Annotated in this window: 25 protein-coding genes, 1 tRNA gene and 2 pseudogenes; 12 read left to right on the top strand and 16 right to left on the bottom strand. The window is 34.3% G+C overall.

Annotated features, from left to right (window positions below):
• Together AAGD89_RS03890 and rsmD are read left to right on the top strand one after the other, a co-directional pair.
• Positions 1 to 624: a hypothetical protein gene (locus AAGD89_RS03890; protein WP_341807810.1), complete on the top strand. Its 624-nt coding sequence runs from the start codon at positions 1 to 3 to the stop codon at positions 622 to 624.
• 99 nt (positions 625 to 723) lie between these two features.
• Positions 724 to 1,284: a 16S rRNA (guanine(966)-N(2))-methyltransferase RsmD gene (gene rsmD / locus AAGD89_RS03885; protein WP_341807809.1), complete on the top strand. Its 561-nt coding sequence runs from the start codon at positions 724 to 726 to the stop codon at positions 1,282 to 1,284.
• A 138-nt stretch (positions 1,285 to 1,422) separates the two neighbouring features.
• Here rsmD and AAGD89_RS03880 read toward each other — a convergent pair whose 3' ends face one another.
• A complete protein-coding gene (locus tag AAGD89_RS03880) occupies positions 1,423 to 2,256 on the bottom strand; it encodes a transposase family protein (protein ID WP_341807808.1) in 834 nt (277 codons plus the stop codon).
• A 76-nt stretch (positions 2,257 to 2,332) separates the two neighbouring features.
• On the opposite strand from AAGD89_RS03880, the pseudogene AAGD89_RS03875 reads away from it, so the two are divergent.
• Positions 2,333 to 2,628: pseudogene (locus AAGD89_RS03875) on the top strand (transposase); the annotation flags it as partial.
• Between the two features lie 138 nt (positions 2,629 to 2,766).
• On the opposite strand, the gene AAGD89_RS03870 reads toward AAGD89_RS03875, so the two are convergent.
• From AAGD89_RS03870 to AAGD89_RS03850, 5 genes are all read right to left on the bottom strand, one after another.
• Positions 2,767 to 5,424, bottom strand: coding sequence for a 2-oxoglutarate dehydrogenase E1 component (locus AAGD89_RS03870; protein WP_341808916.1), 2,658 nt, complete (start codon positions 5,422 to 5,424; stop codon positions 2,767 to 2,769).
• Between the two features lie 135 nt (positions 5,425 to 5,559).
• Positions 5,560 to 6,486 carry a methionyl-tRNA formyltransferase gene (gene fmt / locus AAGD89_RS03865; RefSeq protein WP_341807807.1) on the bottom strand — a complete coding sequence of 309 codons (927 nt, stop codon included), beginning with the start codon at positions 6,484 to 6,486 and terminating at the stop codon, positions 5,560 to 5,562.
• A 38-nt stretch (positions 6,487 to 6,524) separates the two neighbouring features.
• Positions 6,525 to 6,890, bottom strand: a complete 366-nt coding sequence (gene rplT, locus AAGD89_RS03860; protein ID WP_341807806.1) for a 50S ribosomal protein L20 — start codon at positions 6,888 to 6,890, stop codon at positions 6,525 to 6,527.
• A gap of 20 nt (positions 6,891 to 6,910) precedes the next feature.
• The gene (gene rpmI, locus AAGD89_RS03855) at positions 6,911 to 7,117 is read right to left on the bottom strand and encodes a 50S ribosomal protein L35 (RefSeq protein WP_341807805.1); all 207 of its coding nucleotides are present in this window, start codon (positions 7,115 to 7,117) and stop codon (positions 6,911 to 6,913) included.
• 98 nt (positions 7,118 to 7,215) lie between these two features.
• Entirely contained in the window at positions 7,216 to 7,656 is a 441-nt protein-coding gene (locus AAGD89_RS03850) for a PAS domain-containing protein (protein ID WP_341807804.1), read from the bottom strand.
• Positions 7,657 to 7,998: 342 nt separating this feature from the next.
• On the opposite strand from AAGD89_RS03850, the gene AAGD89_RS03845 reads away from it, so the two are divergent.
• Positions 7,999 to 8,592 carry an AAA family ATPase gene (locus tag AAGD89_RS03845; RefSeq protein ID WP_341807803.1) on the top strand — a complete coding sequence of 198 codons (594 nt, stop codon included), beginning with the start codon at positions 7,999 to 8,001 and terminating at the stop codon, positions 8,590 to 8,592.
• Between the two features lie 29 nt (positions 8,593 to 8,621).
• Here AAGD89_RS03845 and tsaB read toward each other — a convergent pair whose 3' ends face one another.
• On the bottom strand, positions 8,622 to 9,251 hold the full coding sequence (gene tsaB / locus AAGD89_RS03840) for a tRNA (adenosine(37)-N6)-threonylcarbamoyltransferase complex dimerization subunit type 1 TsaB (RefSeq protein ID WP_341807802.1): 630 nt from the start codon (positions 9,249 to 9,251) through the stop codon (positions 8,622 to 8,624).
• On the bottom strand, positions 9,251 to 10,384 hold the full coding sequence (locus tag AAGD89_RS03835) for a cation:dicarboxylate symporter family transporter (protein ID WP_341807801.1): 1,134 nt from the start codon (positions 10,382 to 10,384) through the stop codon (positions 9,251 to 9,253). The genes tsaB and AAGD89_RS03835 overlap by 1 nt, the downstream gene beginning before the upstream one ends.
• 158 nt (positions 10,385 to 10,542) lie before the next feature.
• On the opposite strand from AAGD89_RS03835, the pseudogene AAGD89_RS03830 reads away from it, so the two are divergent.
• Positions 10,543 to 10,701 (top strand): annotated as a pseudogene (locus tag AAGD89_RS03830) (IS5/IS1182 family transposase); the annotation flags it as partial.
• A 197-nt stretch (positions 10,702 to 10,898) separates the two neighbouring features.
• On the opposite strand, the gene AAGD89_RS03825 reads toward AAGD89_RS03830, so the two are convergent.
• Positions 10,899 to 12,701 (bottom strand): Rne/Rng family ribonuclease, encoded by a 1,803-nt coding sequence (locus AAGD89_RS03825; protein ID WP_341807800.1) that lies wholly within the window; start codon positions 12,699 to 12,701, stop codon positions 10,899 to 10,901.
• Positions 12,702 to 12,866: 165 nt separating this feature from the next.
• Here AAGD89_RS03825 and rpmG point away from each other — a divergent pair, with 165 nt between their 5' ends.
• The 6 genes from rpmG to AAGD89_RS03795 all read left to right on the top strand — a co-directional run bounded on the left by rpmG (position 12,867) and on the right by AAGD89_RS03795 (position 16,832).
• Positions 12,867 to 13,067, top strand: a complete 201-nt coding sequence (rpmG, locus tag AAGD89_RS03820; RefSeq protein WP_341807799.1) for a 50S ribosomal protein L33 — start codon at positions 12,867 to 12,869, stop codon at positions 13,065 to 13,067.
• A 23-nt stretch (positions 13,068 to 13,090) separates the two neighbouring features.
• Positions 13,091 to 13,366 (top strand): helix-turn-helix domain-containing protein, encoded by a 276-nt coding sequence (locus AAGD89_RS03815; RefSeq protein WP_341807798.1) that lies wholly within the window; start codon positions 13,091 to 13,093, stop codon positions 13,364 to 13,366.
• A 133-nt stretch (positions 13,367 to 13,499) separates the two neighbouring features.
• Positions 13,500 to 13,817: a hypothetical protein gene (locus AAGD89_RS03810; RefSeq protein ID WP_341807797.1), complete on the top strand. Its 318-nt coding sequence runs from the start codon at positions 13,500 to 13,502 to the stop codon at positions 13,815 to 13,817.
• Between the two features lie 8 nt (positions 13,818 to 13,825).
• Positions 13,826 to 15,421, top strand: coding sequence for a collagen-like protein (locus AAGD89_RS03805; RefSeq protein ID WP_341807796.1), 1,596 nt, complete (start codon positions 13,826 to 13,828; stop codon positions 15,419 to 15,421).
• Positions 15,422 to 15,474: 53 nt separating this feature from the next.
• Positions 15,475 to 15,597 carry a hypothetical protein gene (locus AAGD89_RS03800; protein WP_341807795.1) on the top strand — a complete coding sequence of 41 codons (123 nt, stop codon included), beginning with the start codon at positions 15,475 to 15,477 and terminating at the stop codon, positions 15,595 to 15,597.
• A complete protein-coding gene (locus AAGD89_RS03795; RefSeq protein ID WP_341807794.1) occupies positions 15,591 to 16,832 on the top strand; it encodes a hypothetical protein in 1,242 nt (413 codons plus the stop codon). Before AAGD89_RS03800 ends, AAGD89_RS03795 begins: the two co-directional genes overlap by 7 nt.
• 65 nt (positions 16,833 to 16,897) lie before the next feature.
• On the opposite strand, the gene AAGD89_RS03790 is transcribed toward AAGD89_RS03795, so the two are convergent.
• The 6 genes from AAGD89_RS03790 to AAGD89_RS03765 all read right to left on the bottom strand — a co-directional run bounded on the left by AAGD89_RS03790 (position 16,898) and on the right by AAGD89_RS03765 (position 23,896).
• The gene (locus AAGD89_RS03790; RefSeq protein ID WP_341807793.1) at positions 16,898 to 17,608 is read right to left on the bottom strand and encodes a hypothetical protein; all 711 of its coding nucleotides are present in this window, start codon (positions 17,606 to 17,608) and stop codon (positions 16,898 to 16,900) included.
• A gap of 330 nt (positions 17,609 to 17,938) precedes the next feature.
• The gene (gene lon / locus AAGD89_RS03785) at positions 17,939 to 20,389 is read right to left on the bottom strand and encodes an endopeptidase La (protein ID WP_341807792.1); all 2,451 of its coding nucleotides are present in this window, start codon (positions 20,387 to 20,389) and stop codon (positions 17,939 to 17,941) included.
• A gap of 15 nt (positions 20,390 to 20,404) precedes the next feature.
• Complete coding sequence (clpX, locus tag AAGD89_RS03780; RefSeq protein WP_341807791.1) at positions 20,405 to 21,682, bottom strand: ATP-dependent Clp protease ATP-binding subunit ClpX; 1,278 nt, start codon at positions 21,680 to 21,682, stop codon at positions 20,405 to 20,407.
• Positions 21,683 to 21,696: 14 nt separating this feature from the next.
• The gene (clpP, locus tag AAGD89_RS03775; protein WP_341807790.1) at positions 21,697 to 22,299 is read right to left on the bottom strand and encodes an ATP-dependent Clp endopeptidase proteolytic subunit ClpP; all 603 of its coding nucleotides are present in this window, start codon (positions 22,297 to 22,299) and stop codon (positions 21,697 to 21,699) included.
• An 11-nt stretch (positions 22,300 to 22,310) separates the two neighbouring features.
• Complete coding sequence (tig, locus tag AAGD89_RS03770; protein WP_341807789.1) at positions 22,311 to 23,657, bottom strand: trigger factor; 1,347 nt, start codon at positions 23,655 to 23,657, stop codon at positions 22,311 to 22,313.
• 157 nt (positions 23,658 to 23,814) lie between these two features.
• A tRNA-Leu gene (locus AAGD89_RS03765) sits at positions 23,815 to 23,896 on the bottom strand.
• A gap of 144 nt (positions 23,897 to 24,040) precedes the next feature.
• On the opposite strand from AAGD89_RS03765, the gene AAGD89_RS03760 reads away from it, so the two are divergent.
• Positions 24,041 to 24,637, top strand: a complete 597-nt coding sequence (locus tag AAGD89_RS03760) for a BON domain-containing protein (protein ID WP_341807788.1) — start codon at positions 24,041 to 24,043, stop codon at positions 24,635 to 24,637.
• A gap of 134 nt (positions 24,638 to 24,771) precedes the next feature.
• On the opposite strand, the gene ppa is transcribed toward AAGD89_RS03760, so the two are convergent.
• On the bottom strand, positions 24,772 to 25,287 hold the full coding sequence (ppa, locus tag AAGD89_RS03755) for an inorganic diphosphatase (RefSeq protein ID WP_341807787.1): 516 nt from the start codon (positions 25,285 to 25,287) through the stop codon (positions 24,772 to 24,774).
• Positions 25,288 to 25,409 lie beyond the last annotated feature (122 nt).

Raw genomic sequence — 25,409 nt, 5'->3', positions numbered from 1 at the left:
ATGAAGACTAATAAAAATTTTAAAGGTTTTGATTACTACAAATTGCAGCAAGACAATGATGGTAATATAAAGTTGAATGACTATGATGATGTTTTTAATGCCCGTAGGGCAAAGGTTGATATCTTGCTTGATAGCGTATCACCGGATAACGATGTCGATTTTGCTAAATTAAATAAAGCGCTGAACGAGAAATTTATCAATGATAATGGGTTGTGGTCTACATTGGATAAAGAAGATCATGAGATCGCACAAGAAGAGTTTAAGATATTTAACATTTTAGACAATCTAGACGACCTTGCAACTATTAAAAGTGAAGATTTATTAGAGGTTAGTTTATTACTTTCAGACCTTAGCTTCATAGAAAGAAATATTGTGCTCAATGATGACCAGGATTCAGATCTAGCTGGCTTTAGAAACTTATTTATCGGAAAAAAAGCATCTGGTGAAGTATATAGTGATAAAGAATGTAAAGATTTTCTCGATGATATAGATAAAATCAATACTTTAGTTAAGTTAGAATTAGAAAGCAGAATTGACAAAATGAATAATGATGAAAGAAATGATTATGGCGATTTACAAGATGAGATCGGTCAAGCAATCGACATAGTTAATAAAGATAATTGATTAATCTTTTCTCCTAAATGACTCTGGTATGTGTTCTTTATTGGGCTGCTATTGACATTAATTATATAGCGTTAAATAATTAGTGATTTGGAGCTTAGTATGCTGCGTATTATTGCAGGCAAATACCGCGGAAGGAAAATAGCTACATGTAAGAATCTAGCTGCACGGCCAACTATGAGTATTGTCCGAGAAGCGATATTTAGTATACTTCCCTCAAGAAAGCCTGTTTATAACTTAAATGTACTTGATTTGTTTTGTGGTGGTGGTTCTTTGTCATTTGAAGCACTGTCTCGTGGTGCCAAACATGCATTTATGGTGGATTCAGATTATTATAACCTACAATTTCCTAAAAAAACAGCAGAAGACTTTGGAATTACGGACAATGTCACGCTAATTTGTTGTAGTGCTGATAAATTACCACAACCTATTTCAAAGTGTGACATAGTTTTTATAGATCCACCCTATAATAGCAATTTAATTGAACCAACTTTAGATGGGCTAGCCCACTCAGGCTGGTTAAGCAATGACGCATTAATAATTCTAGAGATTAAGAGAAATAAAGATTTTCAGTGTAACAAAAATTTTAGTGTAATTTTGGAACGTACTTATGGTGTAGCAAAAATAATTTTTCTTTCTCTATCCACTAATAGCCTGTCTTAAAAACATTTAAATAGCTAATTTATTAAGTATAAAGATTACCGTTAATATTGATGGTTAATTTAAGATTAGACCCCCTGCGAAACAACGTGAAGCAAGTTGCTGATAAAATCAGGTAAGAAATCCCCAGCCCAAAAATTATTAAAAACTATGCCGCAAGTTCACAATACCCGCAATAATATTAAATCTCATGTTATATTTTTTCTGAAAATTGCGGTAAATATTTGACATAATCTTAAAAATTTTGATCTCGCGAATCTTATTTTCTACTCGCATCCTGAACGATGCCAACTTTCGATTATGCTCCTTTTCCCCCTCCGTTAGTGGCTTTTTACGGTATTTTTTGTACGGAATCACAACGTTTTTCTGCAGTTTTTGCCAACCTTGATAGCCAGAATCAGCATATTTTATGCTATCTTTGGGCAACAATTTTTCCTGTTTTCTTATGCGAAAATCATGCATTCGACCTCGATGTGACTTTGAAATCGACAGAATTTGCCCATTTCCCTCAATCACAATTTCGGTTTTTATTGTGGTCATTTTTTTCTTTCTGGAATAAGATTTTTTACGTTTTTTTGCGTCTTTTGGCCGCTGTATCGGTTGCTCCGTGACGTCTGCTAAAATTTTTAAAATCCTTTCTGGCGTCAGCGTTCTATCCTTTTTTATCGCAATTTTTTTGGCCAATAATGGCTCCATTTTCTTCAAAAGTCGGCAAATATTTGAGTTGTGCAAATTAAACAAAAACCCTAAAAATGGATGCGTTATGTACGTTCTGTAATAAATTAGAACACATAAAATCCTGTCTTCTAGCGTCTCAACATGCGATTTTCTTCCGTGACATTTCTTTTTCGCCTCCATTTTTTCCCACTCTGGACGTACTTTTGCCACAATTTTTTCAAATTCAGATGTTGTCAGACCCGTTAATTGCCTAAAAATATACTGGGTTTTTGCAACTTTTGCGTAACTTATTGCCATTTTACTCTTCTAAAATTTTCATTTTACATGCTTTTTAGTCGTTTTCACCTACTTTCTACCTTTTCGCAGGGGGGCTACTAATATTAGGAAAATGTGGGCTAATATGGGGTATCAAGGAAAAGGTTTAAAGGATCATATAAAGAAAGAATATGGAATAGACATTGAAATTGTTAAGAGCTCTCCGTGCAGATTTTTGGTACATCAAGACACACCTATAGTACAGCCGCGAAGATGGGTTGTAGAAAGAACTTTTGCTTGGGAATTAATAGAAATAGGAGATTATTAAAAGAATATGATCTGCTAACAACTTCAACAGAAAATTTTATATATTTAGCTATGAGTAAAGTTATGTTAAGTAGGGAATATGCTTGATTTACTAGTTTGTGGACAAGCTCTAACACTTGTCTTATCGCTTTACGGGATGTTCGTACAGCTGTGGAATAAATCGCGGTATTTTAGCCGCTAATAAGTAGCGGGATGATGATGTTATTAAACAGACACAAGATTATTTCATATCTGTTTTAAAATTTCCTCTTGCTCTTTAGCGTGAATGCTAGCATACCCGCATGCAGGAGATGCAGCCACAGGCCTAGCAATGCACTTAGGTCTTTTTGCTCGAATATTCAAATTGGATAATACTTCCTCTATTAATGGATTGATAGAAAACCACCCCCCCATATTCTTCGGCTCTTCCTGGCACCATATAACTTCAGCGTTTTTATATTTCTCAAGTTCTTTACTCAGTTTATCTGCAGGAAAAGGATAGAACTGTTCTAAGCGTATTACTGCCACATCGTTTATTTTTTGTGTTTCGCATGCATCAATTATATCATAGTAAACTTTACCACTACATATTACCACTTTTCGTATTTTGTCGCTTGAAACTAAATCTTTCCTTTGCTCTCTAATCACTGTGCAGAATGTTCCTTCAAAGTCAGATAAATTGGAAACTGCTTTTTTATGACGTAATAACGATTTAGGTGTAAATACTATAAGAGGTTTACGAAAATCTCTATGAATCTGTCTGCGCAAAGCATGAAAATAGTTAGCAGGAGTTGAACAATTAACAACTTGCATATTATCTTCAGCACAGAGTTGCAAAAACCTCTCTATACGAGCAGAGCTATGCTCAGGTCCCTGACCTTCATAACCATGTGGCAATAATAAAACCAAACCACTTGATCGTAACCACTTTGTTTCTGCAGAAGCAATAAATTGGTCGATCATAATTTGCGCACCATTTGCAAAATCACCAAATTGCCCTTCCCATAGCACTAACGAATATGGAGAATCAAGACTATAACCATATTCAAAACCCATCACAGCATACTCTGATAAAGCACTATCTATAACCTCAAAGTGAGCTTGCTTTTCATTTATGTTGTTTAGCGGAATAAATTCTTCCTCTGTCACTTGATCAATTAGCCTTGCATGACGATGTGAAAAAGTTCCACGACCAGAGTCTTGTCCTGATAAACGCACTCCTATTCCTTCTGCTAACAATGATGCAAATGCAAGACTTTCAGCTATTGCCCAATCAATATTATTACCAGAATTTATACTGTCGATTCTTCCATCGAGTATTCTTCTGACCTTATTATTAATATTAAAGCTACTTGGAATATTGGTATTTATATGCACGCCTAATTTTTTCAGCTCATCTTGGGAAACACCAGAATCAGTATAGTACTCAATCAAATCATTAAGTCTTGCTCTTCTTAATTTTGACCACACTCCACCAAACCAATCAGCTTTCTTGGGAACAAAACCCACTGATTCTGTGAGACTTTTATCCAATTTTGCCCTAAATTCACTGCGTAATTTGGCTACTTCATCACCGTCTAATACTTTCTCTGCAATCAACTTCTCCTCATAAAGTGTCGCTGGAGTTTTATGCTTTGATATTGATTTATACGTAAGTGGCTGAGTGAAATTTGGTTCATCACCTTCATTGTGACCATATTTGCGGTAACATATTATGTCAATCACCACATCTTTCTTAAATTTCTTCCTATACTTCATCGCAAGGCTTGCAGTGAAGCTCACAGCTTCTGGATTATCACCATTCACATGAAAAATAGGAGCTTCTATAGATTTTGCTACATCAGTGCAATAAAAAGAGGATCGCGTGCAGCATGGGTTAGCTGTGAAGCCAACTTGGTTGTTAATCACAATATGTATGATGCCGCCCACTTTGTAACCTTCAATATTACTTAAGGTTAATGTTTCATGCACAACGCCTTGGCCTATAAAAGCTGCATCACCGTGTATTGCTATCCCAAGTACAGAATTATTTTTTGTGTCTTGTTTTGCTCTTATTCTTCCAGCCAGAACCGGATTTACCGCTTCAAGGTGAGATGGATTAGGACACAAACTCAAATGTATTTTTTTACCATCAGAAAGTGCTCGGTCAGAAGAATAACCAAGATGATATTTAACATCACCAGAAACCTCAAGACCAGCTGGATATGCAAGATTTCCTTGAAACTCAGAAAGCATGGCAGAATACTCTTTTCCCATAACTTTGGTTAGAACATTGAGCCTGCCGCGATGTGCCATACCAAGGACTACTTCTTCGATACCAAAAGCTGCGGAATCACTAATAATTTTTTCAATTGCAACAATAGTTGACTCTCCTCCTTCTATAGAAAAACGCTTATATCCAGGAAATTTCATATGGAGAAACTGCTCAAACATTTCAGACTCAATCAAGTACTTAAGCATTTCTCCTTTATCCTGTGAATTCAGTTTGTAGTTTTGGCTTTCTATTTTTTCTTGCAGCCATATTCTTTCTTCATAGGAAGAGATATGCATAAATTCAAAACCGATATTTTTGCAGTAAATATTCCTATAGATTTCAGCATCAGACGCTGGAGGTAGATTCGAATATTTTTTGTAATCTATTGATTGATTCTCATTTGGCGATAATGGATCAAGATCTACAAAAAAATGACCATAAGATCTAAAAAAAATTGCCGAACTAGCATCTGTTTCAGCTACATTCTGCACATTACTGGATTCTGCCCTATTAATACCTATATCACTCGAAAAAATTCTCTGCCAATCTTCTCCAATTGATTTATCCCCTTGTAAATAACGGCTATACATTTCTTCTACAAACTCTGCATTATCACCATGAAGGCAGGAATTGTTTTTTAAATCAGGCATAGTTACTATATTGAATATCAAATACTATCAATTATAGCTTAATTTTTTTTAAATAGAATTTTTTTGATCTCTATAATATCCTTTTGACAAAAACGCCTTAACTTCCTCTCCACTTTTTCTGGGTAAGGTCAGACCTTATTCTATAACTTTTTTTGCCATGCTTGATTTTAAGCCACGAATAAAATCCTCAATGCCACACGAGTTTCTACCCTCCATTTGTACAACTTTAGGAAGTAAAGTGCCGCCTCTTAAGCTTATATGCATATTATCATTCATAATCTCACCTTGCTTTGAAGCCAAATGTCCGTTTATTTCAAAATCAGCATCAAGTATTCTTATGCGTTTATTTTCCATCTTGATAAATGCCTTTGGATAAAACGCTTTAATTTTTCTGCAAGCAACTTCACAAGTATCACTCGCATAAATTTTATAATCCTCTACTTTATCAGCGTAGCATGCATCATTGTCGTTCTGTTCTATAGGAACGTGTTTTTCAATTCCATTTAGCACATCCAGTAATAAATGACCACCTAGCTCAGACAATTTTTCATGTAGTACTTCATAATTGTCATTCTTTTCAATAGGAAGTTTTTCCTGTTTTAAAATAGGACCAGAGTCTAACCCCTCATCTAATTGCATAATACTTACACCAGTTTCTTGATCTCCCGCTAAAATTGTGTGTTGAATTGGAGCTGCACCACGCCATCTTGGTAATAATGAAGGATGAATATTGATGCACCCATACTTTGGAGTATTTAAAATTTCTTGTGGAAGTATTAATCCATATGCAGAAACAACTGCAACGTCAGGTTTAAAATTTTTAAATTTTTCTTGCTCTACCCAAGGCTTTAGAGAAATAGGAGTGCATACCTCTATATTATTTTCTTCAGCAATAACATGTACTGGAGATTTTGTCAGCTTTTGCCCGCGACCAGAAGGTTTCGGAGCCTTGGTATATACTGCTATTATCTCATTAGACCCCTTGCATAACCCGATTTCTGTGAGCAGTAAGATTAACGCACTAACAGCAAACTCTGGTGATCCCATGAAGATAATTCTCATGCTGCTGATCCCTCTGCTACCCCTTTTGCTTTGGGAAATCAACAATTCTCTGCTAATTTACCACTTACAATTTCCACCAATTTGGCAAAATCATCTTTATAATTAACAGCTATTTCAGCAAGAATCTTTCTATTTATCTCGATCTCAGCAAGCGCAAGGCCATGCATAAACTTACCGTAAGTAAGCCCATGCTCTCTTGCCGCTGCATTAATACGTATTATCCATAAACTACGGAAATCACGTTTACGATTTCTTCTGTCTCTGTAAGCATATTGCAATGCTTTTTCAACTCTTTGCAATGCAGTTCTATAACAACTTTTTGCACGTCCTCTATAGCCTTTTGCTAATTTCAATATTTTTTTATGACGAGCGTGGGTAGTGACTCCACGTTTTACACGAGCCATTCTATTTTACCTCCATTTTACTAAAGACCATAAGGCATATAAAGTTTAACTATGCGCGAGTCAGATTTACCAAGAATCGTTGTACCACGCTGATTACGAATATTAGATTTACTCCTCTTCACCATTCCATGCCTCTTCCCCGACTGAGTGGCAATAACCTTACCCTTAGCTGTAAGACGAAAACGCTTCTTTACAGAAGACTTGGTTTTTAATTTTATTTTTTTCATACTCTAAATAAACTCATAAATATCACTATTGAATCCTTTAATAGCAACTAAGTAGTAGTATAAATAATTTTATTAAAGAATCAAATTAAAATTGTATATTAAAGAAGCTTAAATGTAATTACACCCAATATGTGAGTAATTTTATCTTTATTTCCCAGCGGCAACAGTACTTGTCTTATTTTCGCACTTTCGCTTTCTTCTTCTTCTTTAATTGGGCATTCGCTATCTACTATAGTATCAAACTTATCAATAACTGCATCTATCTTATATAATCGCAAAAATGGTGCATCAATTGCATACTTATCATCAATGCGCATTTTTTTCTCAAAACCATAGAAGTCAACAGCTTTTTCTCCTGCATCTTCACAAATATAACCTTGTTCTTCAACTGCAATGATAAAACAATTTTGCCATGACTCCATTATTTCAGAAGTATCTATCTCATCTCTTCTTGGCCATGGTCTGCCACCTTTTATGTCACTCCAATGCTCAGCAACTACATTTGCTATTCTTCTTTCTTTTCCCGTATAAGCACTCATTCTAATTTCCACATGTAAAATACAGATATGAAGTAAATTTATCGTGAATATATTGATTTTTTCTTACTATAAGGTGCATGTTGCTAAAAGCTCTAACAGTATTTACATATTATGTAAATTACTATTCTTTAATATATAATCTAAAGCTTTATTCTAAATTATTTAAATAATTATACAATAGAGTTGTGCAAAGTTTTAGTAAATAATTCACCATGGCGTAATTAATAGAATTTATATTACATAATATTTTCATTATAAGGATAACTTTTCATATGGTGTTTGGGATGTTTAAAGCTTAAGTTTTATGTTATTATAAATGTAGATCTTAATATTAAAAATAATATGGTAAATATTAATACAGAGAAACAGATAACAGGATTTTTTGTATACATTATTGGTTTTTCAGGTAGTGGTAAGCTTTCCACTGCCGTAGAACTGTCAAATATGATAGATGCGTTAATTATAAATATAAACTTGTCTAATAATGCTCAAGTTTGTTCTATATATGACGATACTTTTGAACGTGATCAAATCCCTAAAGAAGTCCAAGGCAGGTTGTATGATATTGCACAAATTATGCTTCGGGTAATAGAAATTTATCCAATTAGCTCAAAAAATTACATATTCATCGATGAGCTAATCAAAAATAATGACCATGATATTAGGATGTATAATTCAATAATAGAGCTTAGTGAAAAAATGAATACTAAGGTTCTTCCTATAGTGCTCAAGTGCAATCTTTCTACATTACAAAAGCGGGTTGAATCAAAAAGACAGAGGGAGAATAGGAAGTTTACTAATCCAAGCCTTACCGCAGAAAAATTTAGAAGAAAAAACTTGTTTATACCACCCAACGCTATAGAGATAGAAAACTCGGACATAAGCGCAAAAGAAGTAGCTGAAAAAATAGTAAATCAGATGCGTAAATTTAGCTGAATTACTAGGTATGTATGTCAGAGGATAATTTATAACGATTTCATGTATTGAGGATTATTCAAATATAAAGGTTCAGCATTATTTAAATTTTGCTTATTTTTGAGCCTATAACGTACCAATAATCCAGCATGACTTGCGTTTGGTTGTTGTAAGTTGCAGTCTTTATGTGTAATGCAGTCACTGCTTACCATTGCAATCTGGAATTCAGGGCAACCAGCGTCACACGCTGGAATGACATCAGTTGGACCTGATAGTGGCAACAAATTGCAATCAAATAACTGTGTATAAAACCCTTGTGTATTTTTGATTATGGCTCTGATGTTTTTCTTGTTATTTGTATAAAGTAAAGATATCGCATATGCTTGAATTTCCAAGGCACTCACTCCATATAATGGTTTATTTGTAGCAAGACTAATACCCTGCGCTGCAGATACACCAGCTCTAATTCCAGTAAAGCTTCCTGGTCCAACCACTACTGCTAGATGATCTATTTTATCGTAGTTATAATTATTCTTATTGAATAAAGTATCCAGAATTTGAAAAAATGACTCTGCGTGATTGTTGCTGGCAGAGTTATGCTCTATAAAGTAACTACCATCATAATTGATTATCGCTATTGAACTACCGGCGCCTACAGTATCAATTGCTAAAATAGACATCACTTAAGTTTGTTATAGAGTTTTGTAAACATCATAGTGAATGCACCGTTACCCATAACATTTGCTGAAGTGATTATTGGGTCAAATACTATATATAATGCTGTGATTAATGAAAGCATCTCCGGAGAGAATTTAAGATACTTTTCAAGAATAGGTAGCATTACCACAATTCCACCTGCTGGCACTGCAACGATAGCAAATTTGAATAATAAAAAATAAACAAGGAAGGTCACATAGTCTGTTGTACAAAGTGGATAACCAGAAGTGATCATCATTGACAATATTATAATAAAAAAGCAGTCACCTACTAAATGAAAACTAGCAGTTATTGGTATCACAGACGATGCCACATTATCTTGCTTTACATTTTTTTTGCTTCCTTCGAGCGTGAGTGGCATGGTTGCATTGCTGGACATTGTGCTCATTGCAGTAATAAATGCTGGCATCATATTGCCTATACTAGCTACCCAATTTGTAATCTTGAATGAATTTGCTGCCCCGTATAGGAGGAAAACATAAAGGTAAGCCACAGATGTTATAATAATAAAAATTATTGAGTAATTCTTGAATATTAAAGATAAAACCTCGTCGTGCTGCATTTTTAAAGCAAGCCCAAGTACAAATATTGGAATAACGGGTGTCAAAAACACTTTCAAAACAAATAGAGTTAAATCTAACATTTTTTGTGAAAGTTCTTTACTTTTTTTAGGTAACAACAAAGAGGCGATGATGCTTGATATAAACCCGAAAGCAAGAGCATGAAAATTAGAAAGTAGTGTAGGAAGTTCAAATGACCATAAAGGAGCTATCGCTTCTTTGTGCTGCGCTATATCGTGCATAGAGCCAGTATTCTTTATTATAAAATATCCAACAGAATAAGCTATTAGGCTTGAAGCTAGGTTTGATAAAAAAATTGTTATTACAAGTAATAATATAAACTTTACAGCTGATTGTTTTAGATTATTCACACTACTAAAGATTAGAGTGAAAACAATGAATGGCATTATAAACAACAAAACCTCTTTGATACTGAGACTCACTGAATATAAAAAAGTTTTTGCTTCTATGGCTACCGAGTGACCAAAAAATGCCGCAAAAGCTATAATAGCAAGTAAGGTGAATAGTTGTAGCATATTCTGATGAAGTAATATTTTATTAAAGATAAATACAACAGGTTAAATATTAAGTAAAGTGAAACTATTTTTAGATAGTTAAGAAGCAATATGGTAGCAGCGTTCAATGTCTTACATAATTCAACAAAAAGGGTATATATACTGCTTCACGGAGCATGGCACGAAAGTTGGCATCGTTCAGGATGCGTGTGGAAAATAAAATTCGCGAGATAAAAATCTTCAAAATAATGTCAAATGTTTACCGCAATTTTCAGAAGAAATATAACATGAGATTCAATATTATTGCGGGTATTGTGAATTTGCGGCATAGTTTTTAATAATTTTTGGGCTGGGGATTTCTTACCAGATTTTATCAGCAACTTGCTTTACGTTGTTTCGCAGGGGGCTACTGTCATAGAATCTTGAAATTCTGTAATTTAAGCATTTTGATGCCATTGGGTGAACGATTACGGATTAGCTTAATGAGAGTCCACGCTTCAACTGATACTTTATTTCTTCTTTAGAAGCTCTATATCTAGTTATTTGAACTAAAAAGGCGTGAAAACCACTTAGCCAACCAAAAGCTACCAACTTTTTCTTGTAGTTTATTTAAATTATGAGACTTCTCGTTGCTAACATTTTTATTATTTTCAATTTGATATCCAGAATTTTCCAATGGCTTAGTGATTTCAGCATGACCATTTAAATGAATATCTTCTCCTTGTTTTAAAGTGAATGCATCCACATCTAAACTATTATCAATACTGACATTGAGTGTAATATTGTACTCATTCTCTATTATAGCAACAGTACTCCGTTTATTGTTAAAAATATGTGCTACAACTGCACCATGTGCTACTAAATCAAATAATTTATTTCGATTCTTATTTGCAATGTATTGTAAATCTCTGAGTATCGATGTCACAATTACTTCGCTGGATTTTACCCTTCCAATTCCCTTGCAGTAAGAGCACTCTGTGGTGTTAACTTCCTGTATGTTTGGTTTAATTCTTTGCCTTGAAAATACCATTAAGCCAAAGTCGTTTATATAGCTAAATTGAACCTTAGCTTTATCTTGCTTAAATGCTTGTCTTATAGCAGATTCAACAGCTCTACAATATTGGTACCTTAGCATATCAATAAAATCGACCACTATTAACCCTGATAATCCCCTTAGGCTTACTTGCCTGGATATTTCAGGTGCTGCTTCCATGTTGGTTCTATAAGCTGTTTCCTCTATACTATCTTCTCCTGTCATTTTTCCTGAATTCACATCTATTGAAACAAATGCCTCAGTTAAAGTTATTATTAGAGATCCCCCAGATGGAAGCTTCACTCTATTGCTATATAGTTCAGAAATTTGATCCTCAATGCCGTAGTAGGTAAATATTGGAATAGAACCTCTATATAACCTATAACGTAATTTACTGCCTCTTAACGCATTTTGAGCATACTTTCTTACTTCTTCGAAAGCTTCCCTTCCAGTTATTACGATTTCTACATCATTGCCACAAAAATCACGGACAGATCTCATAATTATGTCTGCTTCATTATAGACTAATGATGGAGCATTTATAGAAGAAACATTTTTTTGTATATTCTGCCATAACGAAGATAAGTAATTGTAATCCTGTTCAATTTCTTTCTTGCTTTTTCCTGAACCAACAGTCCTTATTATTAAACCTGACCTTCTTGGTAAATTTAGTAAATCAAGCACTTCCTTTAGTTGTTTTCTAACACTAGAGTCTTCAATTCTACGCGATACTCCACCTTTACTCATGGAATTTGGCATAAAAACACAGTATCTACCTACTAAGGTTATGTATGTTGTAAATGAGGCTCCCTTGTTACCTCGTTCTTCTTTAGTAAGCTGAACCAATACTTTTTGATTTACTGAAATAACATCCTGTAATTTGTATTTCTTGTATAAAGGTACTTCTCTAACAAAATCATTACCGGATTCACTGCTGCTCTTACTATTTGTGTGATCTGAAGAAACAGTTGTCTTAGTATCATTACCTTCTTCTGCGCAATGATCATTTGAGTAATGCTCAAAAAGAGCTTCCTTTTCTTTTTCCGGAATATTGAAATAATCCAGAGATATCTCGAAAAAAGACAAAAAACCTTGCTTATTTTTACCGTATTCGATAAAAACAGCTTGCAAAGAAGGTTCTATACGCTTTACATAAGCAACATATATATTACCCCTTAATTGTTTTTTTTCCCTAAATTCTTGTTCAAATTCTACAACCTTATTATTGACTGATAAGGCAACCCTTACCTCATCAGAACAGATAGAACTTTCTATTAACAGTAACCTTTTAACACTAGTTGCCACTTATGTACCGTTCGCTCTTGCCATTGAAATTAATGAGTATACTATCCAATGCACTGCTTACTGTCAAGAATTTTGCAGTTTGCGTTATTACTAGTAGTATAAAGCGATTGACTTTTAGTGCTTTGCGTAATAAACTTACATGAAATTCATTGTATTATCATAAATATGGCTAAAAAAAATGCTTCTCTGCTTGTTAAATTGGTTAGCACTGCAACCAAAATAGCGAGGGATGGTGAAGAAAAATTGACAGGTTATTTTTACGTCAAAAAGCGTAACCCAAAAAAACTTATTAAAAAGCTAGAGTTTAGAAAGTATGACCCAGTGGTCAGAAAGCATGTATTGTTTAAAGAAGAAAAGTTAAAGTAGTTTTTTCATAAGGAGGGTTATTTATGAAAAATTCACAATTAGGTTGCTCTATGGTAATAGAGTTCGGCAATATAAAAGATACAAAACTGGAGTTAATAAAGATTGTTGCTCGATTAATAAATAAGAGGTACAAAACGCAGAAAAAGGCAGCAAGTGCTCTAAACATCGATCAACCTAAAGTATCTCAGATCAATAGATCAAGAGTTGAGGGTTTTGCTTTAGAATATCTGATTAATCTTTTGGTCGCATTGGATCAAGACGTACACGTAAAAATAAAGCACAATTCTGAACCTACTTAGCGTCTCAAAAAAGCTTTGCACCCACTTTCATTCATAGGGTGCTAGGCTATGTGAAAAATAGCATTCATAAAAATTTCATGACAATTTATATATTAAATAGTTTTCTTAAGCTAATAGGAAACAAGTCAAAGAAATGTTCATTCCTAACAATGATATTAAAATTGTCTGTAAGTTAGAAAAGGATGATGGGAATACAGTTAAAATTAACCCTTCAAGCCAAGGAACAGAAGAAGATCATGCTAAGGTAAAAGTTACTACTCCTGCAAGTAACATTAGTATTAGCGATATATTTAATTTTTCTCCAGGGTACTTCGATGTAGATCAACAATGGCAGAAATTTCAATTCCATGCTAACCATTCAAGTATACATAACACTAGACTAGTAGAATCTTATCAATTTAGTAAAATACAAGATTATTTATATGCAAAAAAGATGATAAAGGGTTATTGAAATTGTCTATGTGGGACGTAGGGAATAAGAGAGAATTAACTCGTCCTGTAGGTTCAAGTGAAATAATTTGTGATCCAAGAAATATACTGACCAAGGATGGCAGACTTATTGATGTAGAAGAGTATAATTATGGTAGCACAAATAAATTCTTAAAATTTGTTCCATCATGGAGTAAAGAAGTAAAAGTTGTGAGAATTGATCATATTGATGGAGATGATTCTACACAAGACAAACAAATAGGAGAATTACCTGTTGTATATCCCTATTTTGATGCAGCAACCTCTCAAATAAAGTTTATAGGAGGTGGAAACGTTAGTGATGCTGCTATAAAATATGTAGGTGCTGATAGTGGATATTTCACTATAGAATTAAAAAATGGCATTCAATATGGTTATTTTTCAGATGAAAATGGCAAGCCAACCAGTCAATCTGAATATAATAAATTTCCATTACCAGATATAGATCCTTTGCAATTAACACTACCTGCAAACATCGAAGAACTAGCACAAAAAAATTTAGAATTAGAAGAGTGCCACTCTGCAGCCCTGAGTACCGCACAAGTTAAAGGCAAAGCAATATCCACAGTTGTAAATAGAGTTAAACGCCAAGTTGAGGAGGATGAAACCTTTAAAGGCGATATAAAAGATTTACTAAAAGGTGATCAAAGCTTTAAAAATAGCGTAAGGGGAGAAGCTGGTCCAGCAGGCCCTACAGGATCTCAAGGTGTTCAGGGAGATAGAGGCTTTGAAGGAATTCCAGGTGCAACTGCAGAACAAGTTGCTAAATTCTTATTAACTCAGAAAGGAAATGATTTAGGAAAAGCAGTGATTGATGCAGATTCATCCAATCAACATCCATTATCAAGTTGGCTTAAAAATCAGCTGAAAGGTGATCAAGATTTTCAAGAAAATGTTGCTGATGAACTGCTTGATAGAACTAATGGCAACAGCATAGTGTCAGAAGTTGCAAAAAGAATGAACAAAAGATCAGTGGAAGATAGAGCTGTAAAGAAAGTAACAGATAAGGTTGATGTGCAGGATGTTGTGGATAAAGTAGATCAAGATAAAGTTATAAAAGAGCTCATAGAGGCTCTTGGTAGCAATACTACTGAAGCAATTATTCGAAATAAAATTCGCGGTGTCAGAGACACTAGATTTGCCGATAAACTTGTCAAAGAGGTTGGAAGCGATAAAGCTAAAGATATTGTTAGTGATAAAATTACTGATCCATCGCTACTTATTGATAAGCTTTTAGAAAAGAGTTCAGATCTTGAACAAAATGTCATAGCAATTTTAACTGATCCAAACAACACTGGGTTAATAATTAAAGTATTTGCAGAAAAATATCCTGAAATTGACATTGAGTCTATTATAAAAAATTTACAAAAACCTCGTGCAGCAAGGGATTTGAATGTTCGAAATAGCTTCAAACAGGGAGAAGAAGCAGCACAACAGGCAGAAATTGCACAAAAATCTGCAGAAAATGCCAGAGATGAAGTAAAGGCTTTGCCAATCAAGCACAGAGTTCTGCAAAAGAGGCCACGTCAGCAAAAGATGCATCCATTAATTCATTGCATGATATTGCCCAACGCTACTCAAATTTAAATAGAGATAAGAGTAATCTGTTAAGAAAAGCGCATAAGGTAAAAAGAAGTACAGTGGAAGAAAATGTGAGTGAAGAAACTACACAAATGCTAACAATGCACGATATACGCAGGCTTTTGGAAAAAAACGTAAGTGAATCAGCAAATAGAGTAAAAGGAATGCGAAAAATATGGTAGACTTAAGTGAAGAGAAAACGGTAAAAGAAATAGAAAAGATAAATTCGCAGGTAACACAAATCGAATCAGAAGTTTTAGAAGTTAAGGATATGTTTACACAAGTAGATGAAAGACAACAAGAGATTCAGGAAAGAACGCAAGAAATTGAACGAGATGTTCACCAAGTTGGGTCTGACTCTCTAAATGCACAACGAACAAGCAGGAAAGTTGTTCAAAGAGCTGATGGCTCAAGAATCAAAGCTAAACAGGCTGCGGAAGAGTCAGTAGATGCACGAGATGAATCTCAAATTTTCGCTGAAAATTCATCAAATTCTGCGAGTGAAGCCCAAGTATCTGCAGAAAGAGCAGTAGATGCAAGAGATAAGTCTCAAAATTTTGCAGAAAAATCACAAAATTCTGCAAGTGAAGCCCAAGTATCTGTAGAAAAAGCCGCTCAAGCTATTGAGAAAATAGAAGAAGAAATTAAAGATATGGAGCAGCGAATACCACATACAACACCTTATTCTAGCGCATATAAAGAAAAAAAAGATCAGATAAAAATAATTCAAAGTGATAATAATTCAACTAAAATAGCAATTGAGGGCAAAGGTGTTATTGGTAAATTCTCTAAGACCGGATATTACTTTTGTAGCGGTCAATTACACATGCATAACCCTGAAACAGGAGTTGATATAGTCATTCCTTCAGAATTTAACCTTCTCAAGGTTGTAGAAAATTCAGAAATGCCCACACATTATATGTTGGTGCTCACAAATCAATTGGGCAATGAGCTCTTTGAATATAAAAAATACGATCCAACTTTTTGTTCTCTTGCGAACGAATTTAAATCTCTAGATTTACAACAAATTAAAACTCTAAATAAGATTAATTTTCAGAATGGATCGTATTTTATATTAAAACCAGGTGCTGTTAGCTCTCAGGGTTATGCAGTTAATGTGCATGAAATTGAATCCAACGAAAAAATTGGGACGCTGGTCGATGAGTTTTGCTACTATCAAAATGGCAAGTTCAATTATATGAATTACCACACAGGAAGTGAGATTCACCATTCTTCGTCTCATGAACACTATTTATCTCATGAACACTATTTATCACTAAGTCAAAGCGAAAATTATCAAGCTGAATCTAGTATTGTTTGTGACGAAAGTAGTGAAAAAGTTGCACATGATGTGAACCCGATTATAACCAGCGAGTTTGGTCTACTTGAATATCTTGCCGATCATAGCCCAATTTGATGAAGCCATAGCACTTCCCAATATAAATGATAAACTTCCATAATCTCCTCTATCTCTCAAAGCTTTTAGTGACTCCTTGCTGGCTTGTCTTGTCCACCAATTTTTTGAAGTTTTGGTGTTGCAACAGTTGGTTTTATAAAAGGTGTAATGAGTTCTTTTTTATCATTGTCTCCAGTACCTAAACCCAATGCACTTAATTGGTCTTCTAAATCTTCTTTTAGTACATAGTTATCATTGCTGCCTTTTACTTCTACTGAAGCTATCAATAATCCTACATAATTGCCAGATAGTATTGGTTTATTATTGGTAAAGACAATGCGTACTCTCTCTCCTTCTGAATTAGTGAAACCCATACAAAATTCATTTGGTATAAGCTTATCATCGTCATTCTTCCTTTGATACTTGGTCGTTATGTACTCATAATCCCCATTTGTTTTTTGTACCTCTAGAATTAAGCTTCTTTCATTACACAAAACAATCTTTGGACCTTCCATTTCAGATATTTTATTGTTTGCGATAACATGAGATATTGCAAGAACAGCCATTAGAGCAAACAATGCAGCAAAACCAGCTAGTATACCCATACCAAGAGGAGTAGCTGCAAAAGCTACAAGTGGAGCGGGTGGAGCAAAGAATGCAATTGGAGCTGGGCTCCAGTATGGCATTGAAATTGTCACTAAAGAAGCTATAGAAGATAAACCAGCTGGAATAATGAGAAATGTAAGTGCAATGTTTTTACCGCGGCACCGACCCAAATTATCTACGTAAGTTGACATAACTTATCTCCTTTAATGTAATATTAATATATTTAGAGTATATATAAAAAAACATTATAATCAAGTAATTTTTAATCCAATTGCTTCGGGTATTATGCTGTTTTTTTACTTTTCGCAGGGGGGCTAATCTTTCCTTTCTCATCAACGATACTAATAAAAGTTTCTGTGAGTGAGACATCTAACCCGATATAATGCTTCTACTCAATAGCAATTACAGTATGTCTAATCTCTTTCGAGAACTGACTTACAAAAGTTGATTAGATTGCAAGATTGGTATTCAGCCCTTTCAGCCCTAGTCTCTGGGAGCGTATATATAATATCTTTTATAAGCTAATGCTTTGGTGTTTCTGATAAAGGAAATGTATCCTCTTTATTTTCTACGGTGGAAGGTGTGCTGCTTTGACTTTTGCTCTCAATTGGAGTAGTTGGGTGCATTAAAGCAATTTTTATGACTTCATCAACATTCTTAGCAAAAACTACATTAATTCCTTCTTTAATATTTGCCGGAATCTCCTGCATATCTTTCTCATTTTCACTCGGTATTATCACAGTTTTAATTGATCCTCTGAGCGCTGCGAGCAATTTTTCTCTCAAACCACTAATAGCTAAAATTCTACCACGCAATGTCACTTCACCTGTCATAGCAACACTTTTGTTAACTGGTATATCTGTCATAAGAGAAACAATAGATGTACATACTGCACCACCAGCGGAAGGACCATCCTTTGGTACAGCTCCCTCGGGAACATGCAAGTGTATATCATTATTTTGAAATTTTTCAGGCTTTATGCCAAAAGATAAACAATTTGATCGAATATAACTATACGCAGCCTTTATAGACTCTTGCATAACCTCTCCAAGCTTTCCTGTGTACTTTATTTCTCCCTTGCCCGGAATTATGACTGACTCTATCATCAAAATATCACCACCTGTTTCAGTATAAGCAAGTCCAGTTACTACTCCGACTAGATTCTCATTTTCTGCAATACCGAAGGTATGTTTACGCACTCCCAAATAATTCTGTAAATTGTCATCTCCTACAGCTATTGTCTTACTTTTCTCTGTTAATATTTCTTTAACTGCCTTCCTCATAAGCTTTGCAAGCTCTCTTTCCATGCTCCGTACACCACTTTCACGTGTATATAAACGTATCAACTTATATAGCGCATCATTAGTTACACTCCACTCCTTCTGATGTAAACCATGCTCCTTCTTTAACTTGGGAATAAGGTGGTGTGAAGCAATATTAACCTTTTCGTCTTCGGTATAACCAGATAATTGTATAATTTCCATCCTATCGCGCAAAGGATGTGGTAAATTCAAGCTATTTGCTGTTGCTACAAACATTACACTTGAAAGATCAAACTCAACTTCTAAATAATGATCAGTAAAGTGTTTATTATGCTCGGTATCCAAAACTTCAAGTAATGCGGATGCAGGATCGCCACGTGAATCAGCACCCATCTTATCTATTTCATCAAGTAAAAAAAGTGGATTACATGAATTAGCCTTCTTCATGTATTGAATGATTTTACCAGGCATTGAACCAATATAAGTTTTTCTATGTCCACGTATCTCAGACTCATCACGTACCCCTCCAAGCGATATGCGAACAAAATCTCTGCCCACTGCTTTTGCTATAGACTTTGCTAGAGAAGTTTTACCAACACCTGGAGGGCCAACTAAGCAAAGTATAGGGCCTTTTATCTCTTTTACTCTTTTTAATACTGCCAAAAATTCTATTATCCTGTCTTTTACTTTCTCTATACCATAATGGTTTTCATCTAAGATCTTTTTAGCGGCATTTAAATTAATCTTTGTATCTTTGTACTTTCCCCATGGTAAATCAAGAATCCAATGTAAGTAACTAGAGATAACTGTAGCTTCAGGTGAAATAGGATTCATTTTTTTGTATCTTTTCAACTCGGTCATAGCTTTCTCTCTTGCTTCTTGAGAAAGTTGTGTTTCGTTTATTTTTTTTTCAAATTCATTTAGTATATTCCCTTCATCACCATTTTCAAACTCACCTAATTCCTTCTGTATAGCTTTCAATTGCTCGTTTAAGTAATAAACTTTTTGAGTACTTTCAACTTGAGACTTAATTGTTTTATATAAACGGTTTTGTGCATTTAAAATGCTTATTTCTCTTTCAATAAAAGCAAAAACTTTTTTTAAACGCTCTTTTAAGCCGTAAGCTTCAAGTATGCTTTGCTTATCTGATATTTTTATATTTAAGTATGAAGCTACAGTATCTACAAGTTGATCAACTTCTTTAATTTGATCAATAGGATTGATAATAGTCTCAGGCTGGTTTTTTTTGTTCAACTTACACCAACTATCAAACGCACCTATGACAGACCGTCTCAAAGCTTCTAAATCAACATTATCTTCATCTTCTTTGTTTACATAATTGCTGTCTAATTCTACTTTAGCTTGCAACAAAGCGTGAGAACTAATATATTCTACTACTTTTCCCCTACTTATCCCTTGAACTACTACCTTTACTGCATTGTCAGGTAATTTTATTAACGGTTGTACAATATTTGCTAGCACACCTACTTCATAAAGATCTTCTGGCTCTGGATTATCAATAGATCCGTCTCGCTGTGTAACAAGAAAAACCTCCTTTGGGTGGTTACTACTTATCGCATACTCCAGTGCATTAATAGATTTTTCTCTACCTATGAATAAAGGTACCACTATGTTGGGAAATATCACTAAATCTCTTAAGGGCAATACTGGTAATAGAGCTGAATTAGAGCTTACAGCACATTCATTCATAATATACACCTAAAATTAATCATTAACTGTCATAATATTATCTTTATTATTATGATTAGCCGTTGCTTTTCCGAGCTCTACCATTTTCTTAGTGATTACTATGGTGCTGTCCTCAAATTCTCCGTTTCCAGCTTTGTACATAATGTCAAGCAAAAGTGATTCTAAAATAGCACGCAACATTCTTGCACCTGTTTTATAGCTTATAGCTTTTTTAGCAATAGCTGAGATCGCTTCATCCAAAAACTCAAGATTAACTTTGCTAAATGCAAACAATGCTTTGTATTGCTTTATTAGTGCATTCCTTGGCTCTGTCAATACATGTACTAAGTCTTCATGATTTAACTCATCTAAAACAGCATTTATCGGGACTCGCCCTACGAATTCGGGTATTAAACCAAATTTAATTAGATCTTCAGGTTGAACATCATGTAAAACATTTTTTTTCTTTTTATCTTTAGCATGGCTTATATCTGCTCCAAAGCCTACTGATGTTCCCTTTTTTCTTGCTTCAATAATTTTATCTATACCGTCAAAAGCTCCCCCACAAATAAAGAGTATTTTACTGGTATCTACTTGTATAAACTCTTGTTGCGGGTGTTTTCTTCCACCTTGTGGTGGAACGTAAGCAATCGTACCTTCCATAATCTTAAGTAGAGCTTGCTGCACTCCTTCCCCTGAAACATCACGAGTAATTGAAGTGCTTTCAGATTTCCTTGTTATCTTGTCTATTTCATCTATAAATACTATGCCACGTTGCGCCTTTGCAACATCATAATTTGCAGCTTGTAATAAACGCGACAACACGCTTTCTACATCATCACCCACGTAACCAGCCTCAGTTAAAGTTGTAGCGTCAGCCATAGCAAATGGTACATCTGAAACTTTAGCAAGTGTTTTGGCTAACAAAGTCTTACCAGAACCGGTGGGACCAATAAGCATTATATTTGATTTCTCGATTTCAATATCACTTATAGAATTGAATTGCACCATGGATTGACAATGATTGTGCATAGCCACAGATAGAACATGTTTGGCATGCTCTTGGCCTACAACGTGTTTGCTAAGAAAATTCTTTATATCTTCAGGCTTCTTTAGCAGTAGTTTCATATCAGATATATGATCTGAACTAAAAGATCTATCCTTCTTTTGACCTATTGCTTTATAAGATAATTCTATGCACTCATTACAAATAAATACCCTCACGTTATCTGAAGAGTTAGTGATTAATTTATCTACCTCATCCTGTACTTTGTTACAAAAAGAACAGTAGTGTAAATCATTTTTATTATCCATTAATCTACCTTTGTTTAACCTTCAGTTTTAATATCTGTACGCTCAGCTATAACCTTGTCAATCAAGCCAAGTTCCATTGCTTCTATAGGATCCAAAAATTTATCTCTCTCCATCATTCCTTCAATTTTCTTTAGTGAATTTCCAGTGTGTTTTTCATAAATTTGATTCAATTTTTTCTTAATTCGCAAAATCTCTTTAGCATGTATTTCTATATCAGTTGCTTGGCCTTGATAACCACCAGATGGCTGATGTATCATAATCCTCGAGTGCGGCAAAGAGTAACGTTTGCCTTTTGCACCGGCTGCAAGTAATAAAGAACCCATAGACGCAGCTTGACCTATACATAAAGTTGAAACATCTGGCTTTATATACTGCATTGTATCATAGATCGATAAGCCGGCGGTTACAACACCACCTGGTGAGTTAATATACATGTAGATGTCTTTATCAGGATTTTCTGATTCTAGAAATAGGAGTTGTGCTACAATTACGCTGGCCATGTTATCCTCAACAGGGCCGGTAACAAAAATTATTCTTTCTTTTACTAATCTTGAATAGATGTCATAAGCACGTTCACCGCGACTAGTTTGCTCAACTACAATTGGTATAAGAGTCATGCCTTTTCCTATTAAATGTTATCAAATAATTCCTTTAATTCTTTCACAGAAACAATCTGCTCTTCTTTATTAACTTTTTCTATTATATAGTCTGTAACTTTATATTCAAGCGCTTGCCCTCTAACTAGCTCTTGAAACTGTCTGTCTACCTTAAAATGTTTAAGCACTATATCAAATGGTACATCTCTACTGACATATTGATTTACGATAACATTAAAAATGTCATTTTGAGTTAATGATATTTTATGTTCTGTACTGAATTTCATAAATAACATGGCAAGCTTTACACGTTTTTCAGCTTCTTTACTAGAGTTATCTTGAGTGCTCAATTCTCTTTCTACTCTCTGTTGTTCCTGTTTTACTATATCTGTAGGCAAATCAAAGCTATAGCTAGCATCCAAATAATCAAATAGCCCTTTTTTCATTAAGAGATCTATCATTTCAGTGCACTGATTGCCAACCATTTTTTTCGCATGATCTATGAGCGAAGAATAATCGCCAAATCCAAGACCCTTAGCTATTTCATCATCGTTTTCAAAATCTTTAACAACTTGAATATCATTAATTTGAACAGAAAAATTAGCCTCCTGTCCTGCAAGGGAAATTACTTGGTAATCTTCAGGAAATTTCAACTTAAAGCTTTTTTCTTCTCCCTTTTTCATACCAGTTAATTGATCTTCAAAGCCGTTAATAAACGTGCCAGATCCTAACTTAACGGCAAAATCCTTGCTAGTTCCACCCTTAAAAAGTTTACCCCTAATACGCCCCTCAAAATCAATTATTAATTTATCTCCAGTTTTTGCCTGATAAGAGGCGTCATCAACAGAAACGAAATTAGGAAATTTTTTCTTGATGGAATCAATAAATTCTTTTGTATCTTTCTCTTCAATTTTTACTTCAATTTTCTTTAGATTTATTTTTTCAAGATCTATTGCTGGTACTTCTGGCATCGATTCAAAAGATAATTTATATACAAAAGTACCATCGTCATCTTCTTTATCTAGATCTGGTAATGATGTAACATCAACCTTTGGATAAATGTGAGATTCAACCTTAACTTTTTTCATCAAGTCATCTGAGCAATAATCAATTGTGTCGTTCAGCACACGCTCCAAAGCTTCACCTCTATAATTTTTAACAAGAAGGTCGTAAGGGACCTTTCCAGTTCTAAATCCAGGCGACTTTGCGGTTTCTGCTACCTGCTCTAACCTAGAACTCACCCTTTGTTTTATATAAGCACTACTAACTGTAATTTCGTATTCATGTTTTAGCTTATCTACGCTAAGCTCTTTATAAGTATATATGCTGCTTGATGAATCTACTTCAACTTCTGCATTTTTAGGTATATTATTAGACATTATAATCCATTTATCAATATTTTAATTTATATCTTAATAAAGCCATTTTACCAAAATTTAAGTTAAATACAATCCTTAAGAACGGATTTTTCTATAAGAATAAAGTATATTTAGCGATTATAAATTTTTCCTTAAAACATAGCTACACGACCTTAAATGCGGATAGAGGGACTTGAACCCCCACGAGCAAGCTCACCAGGACCTAAACCTGGCACGTCTACCAATTCCGCCATATCCGCGAAATTCTCTAACCTATGAGCCTATTATAGGCATCATATTAAAAACATTCAAGGTTTAAAGCCTCACTTAATTTCTAGTATTTACACAGCTAAAAAAAAATATTAACATTTTTTAATGAAAGCTCTAAAATCTTGGAATCAATAATGAGATTAATAACAAGCTTCTTGCTCTTAATTTTTCTGATTACACAAAGTGGCTGCACAACTCTGATAATAGGTGGCGTAGTGGCGACAGCGACAGCAACAGCTGTAACAATGCAAGACAAATCGTTGGGTAATATAATTGACGATACGAACATGGTAATCAGAATTAATAAGGGGCTTTTAAAACATGGTCTATTTTCCTCTATAAAAGTTAAGGTCAGTGAAGGGAGAGTATTACTTATAGGGAATGTTGATACTCCTGAAAAACAGCTCACAGCCGAAAAAATAGCTTGGCAGCAAAAAGAAATTAAAGAAGTAATAAATGAAATAAGAGTCACACCAATTAACATGACTTCCATACTAGATACCACTGTGGATGGTATGATAACGGCAGAAATAACAACAAGATTGCTGGGGAAAAGGAACATTAAATCAATTAACTATAGCATTAACACACTAGATAAGGTTGTTTATTTAATGGGTATAGCCCAAAATAAAGCGGAATTAAAAGCTGTAATAGCAATTGCAAGAAAAATCAAAGGAGTGAAGCAAGTTGTGAGTTATGTACGGTATAGGCATAGTAAATTACGTCACTAGCCAAAATGAGTTGAGTGTTCAACAAATCATACGCGACAAGTTAAGGAAAATTGTGAGTAAAGTTGGTAGAAGGAAGGAAAACAATATGGAGCTTTCATTCACCCTACCTAACACAGCCTCCAGATAAATACATATTAATTTCTATTTTTAATAGATTCCGTAATAATTTTTTTTGCTTCCTCAACGCCAACCCACTCTCCAACCATTACTGTTTTTCCTTTTTCTAGGTCTTTATAGTGTGAAAAGAAATGAGCAATTTTATCAAGCAGATTTTTAGGCAAATCAGAGTAGTTTTTTATATCATCATAATAGCTATCGACGCTGGAAACAGGCACGGCTAATATTTTTTCATCTTTTCCCTTTTCATCCTGAGTGAGCAATGCTCCTATTGGACGTACCGATATTAAAACACTAGAGGCTAAAGGAAATTGAGTTAATACAAGAACATCGGCAGGATCACCATCCCCTGCATGGGTATTTGGTATAAATCCGTAATTGCAAGGGTAAGTCATTGAGGTAGACAAAAATCTGTCGACTTGTAGCAATCCAAGTTCTTTGTTGAATTCATACTTTACTGGTTCCGAGTTTGCACTTATTTCAATTATCACATTCACTGCATCTGGTGTTGCAGTTATTTTACTTAAATCCATAAATTACCTATTTGCTAAGAGGAAGTATTATATAACATATACTCTCAAATTGCCACATTTGTAGTTAACTGCAATATTTTCGAATAGATCTCTTTCAAAACTCATTTTTCTCTATTTATTTT

The sequence above is a fragment of the Wolbachia endosymbiont (group E) of Neria commutata genome (genome assembly GCF_964026735.1).
Taxonomy (GTDB): Bacteria; Pseudomonadota; Alphaproteobacteria; order Rickettsiales; family Anaplasmataceae; genus Wolbachia.
This window is presented reverse-complemented; position numbering and strand designations above follow the sequence as displayed.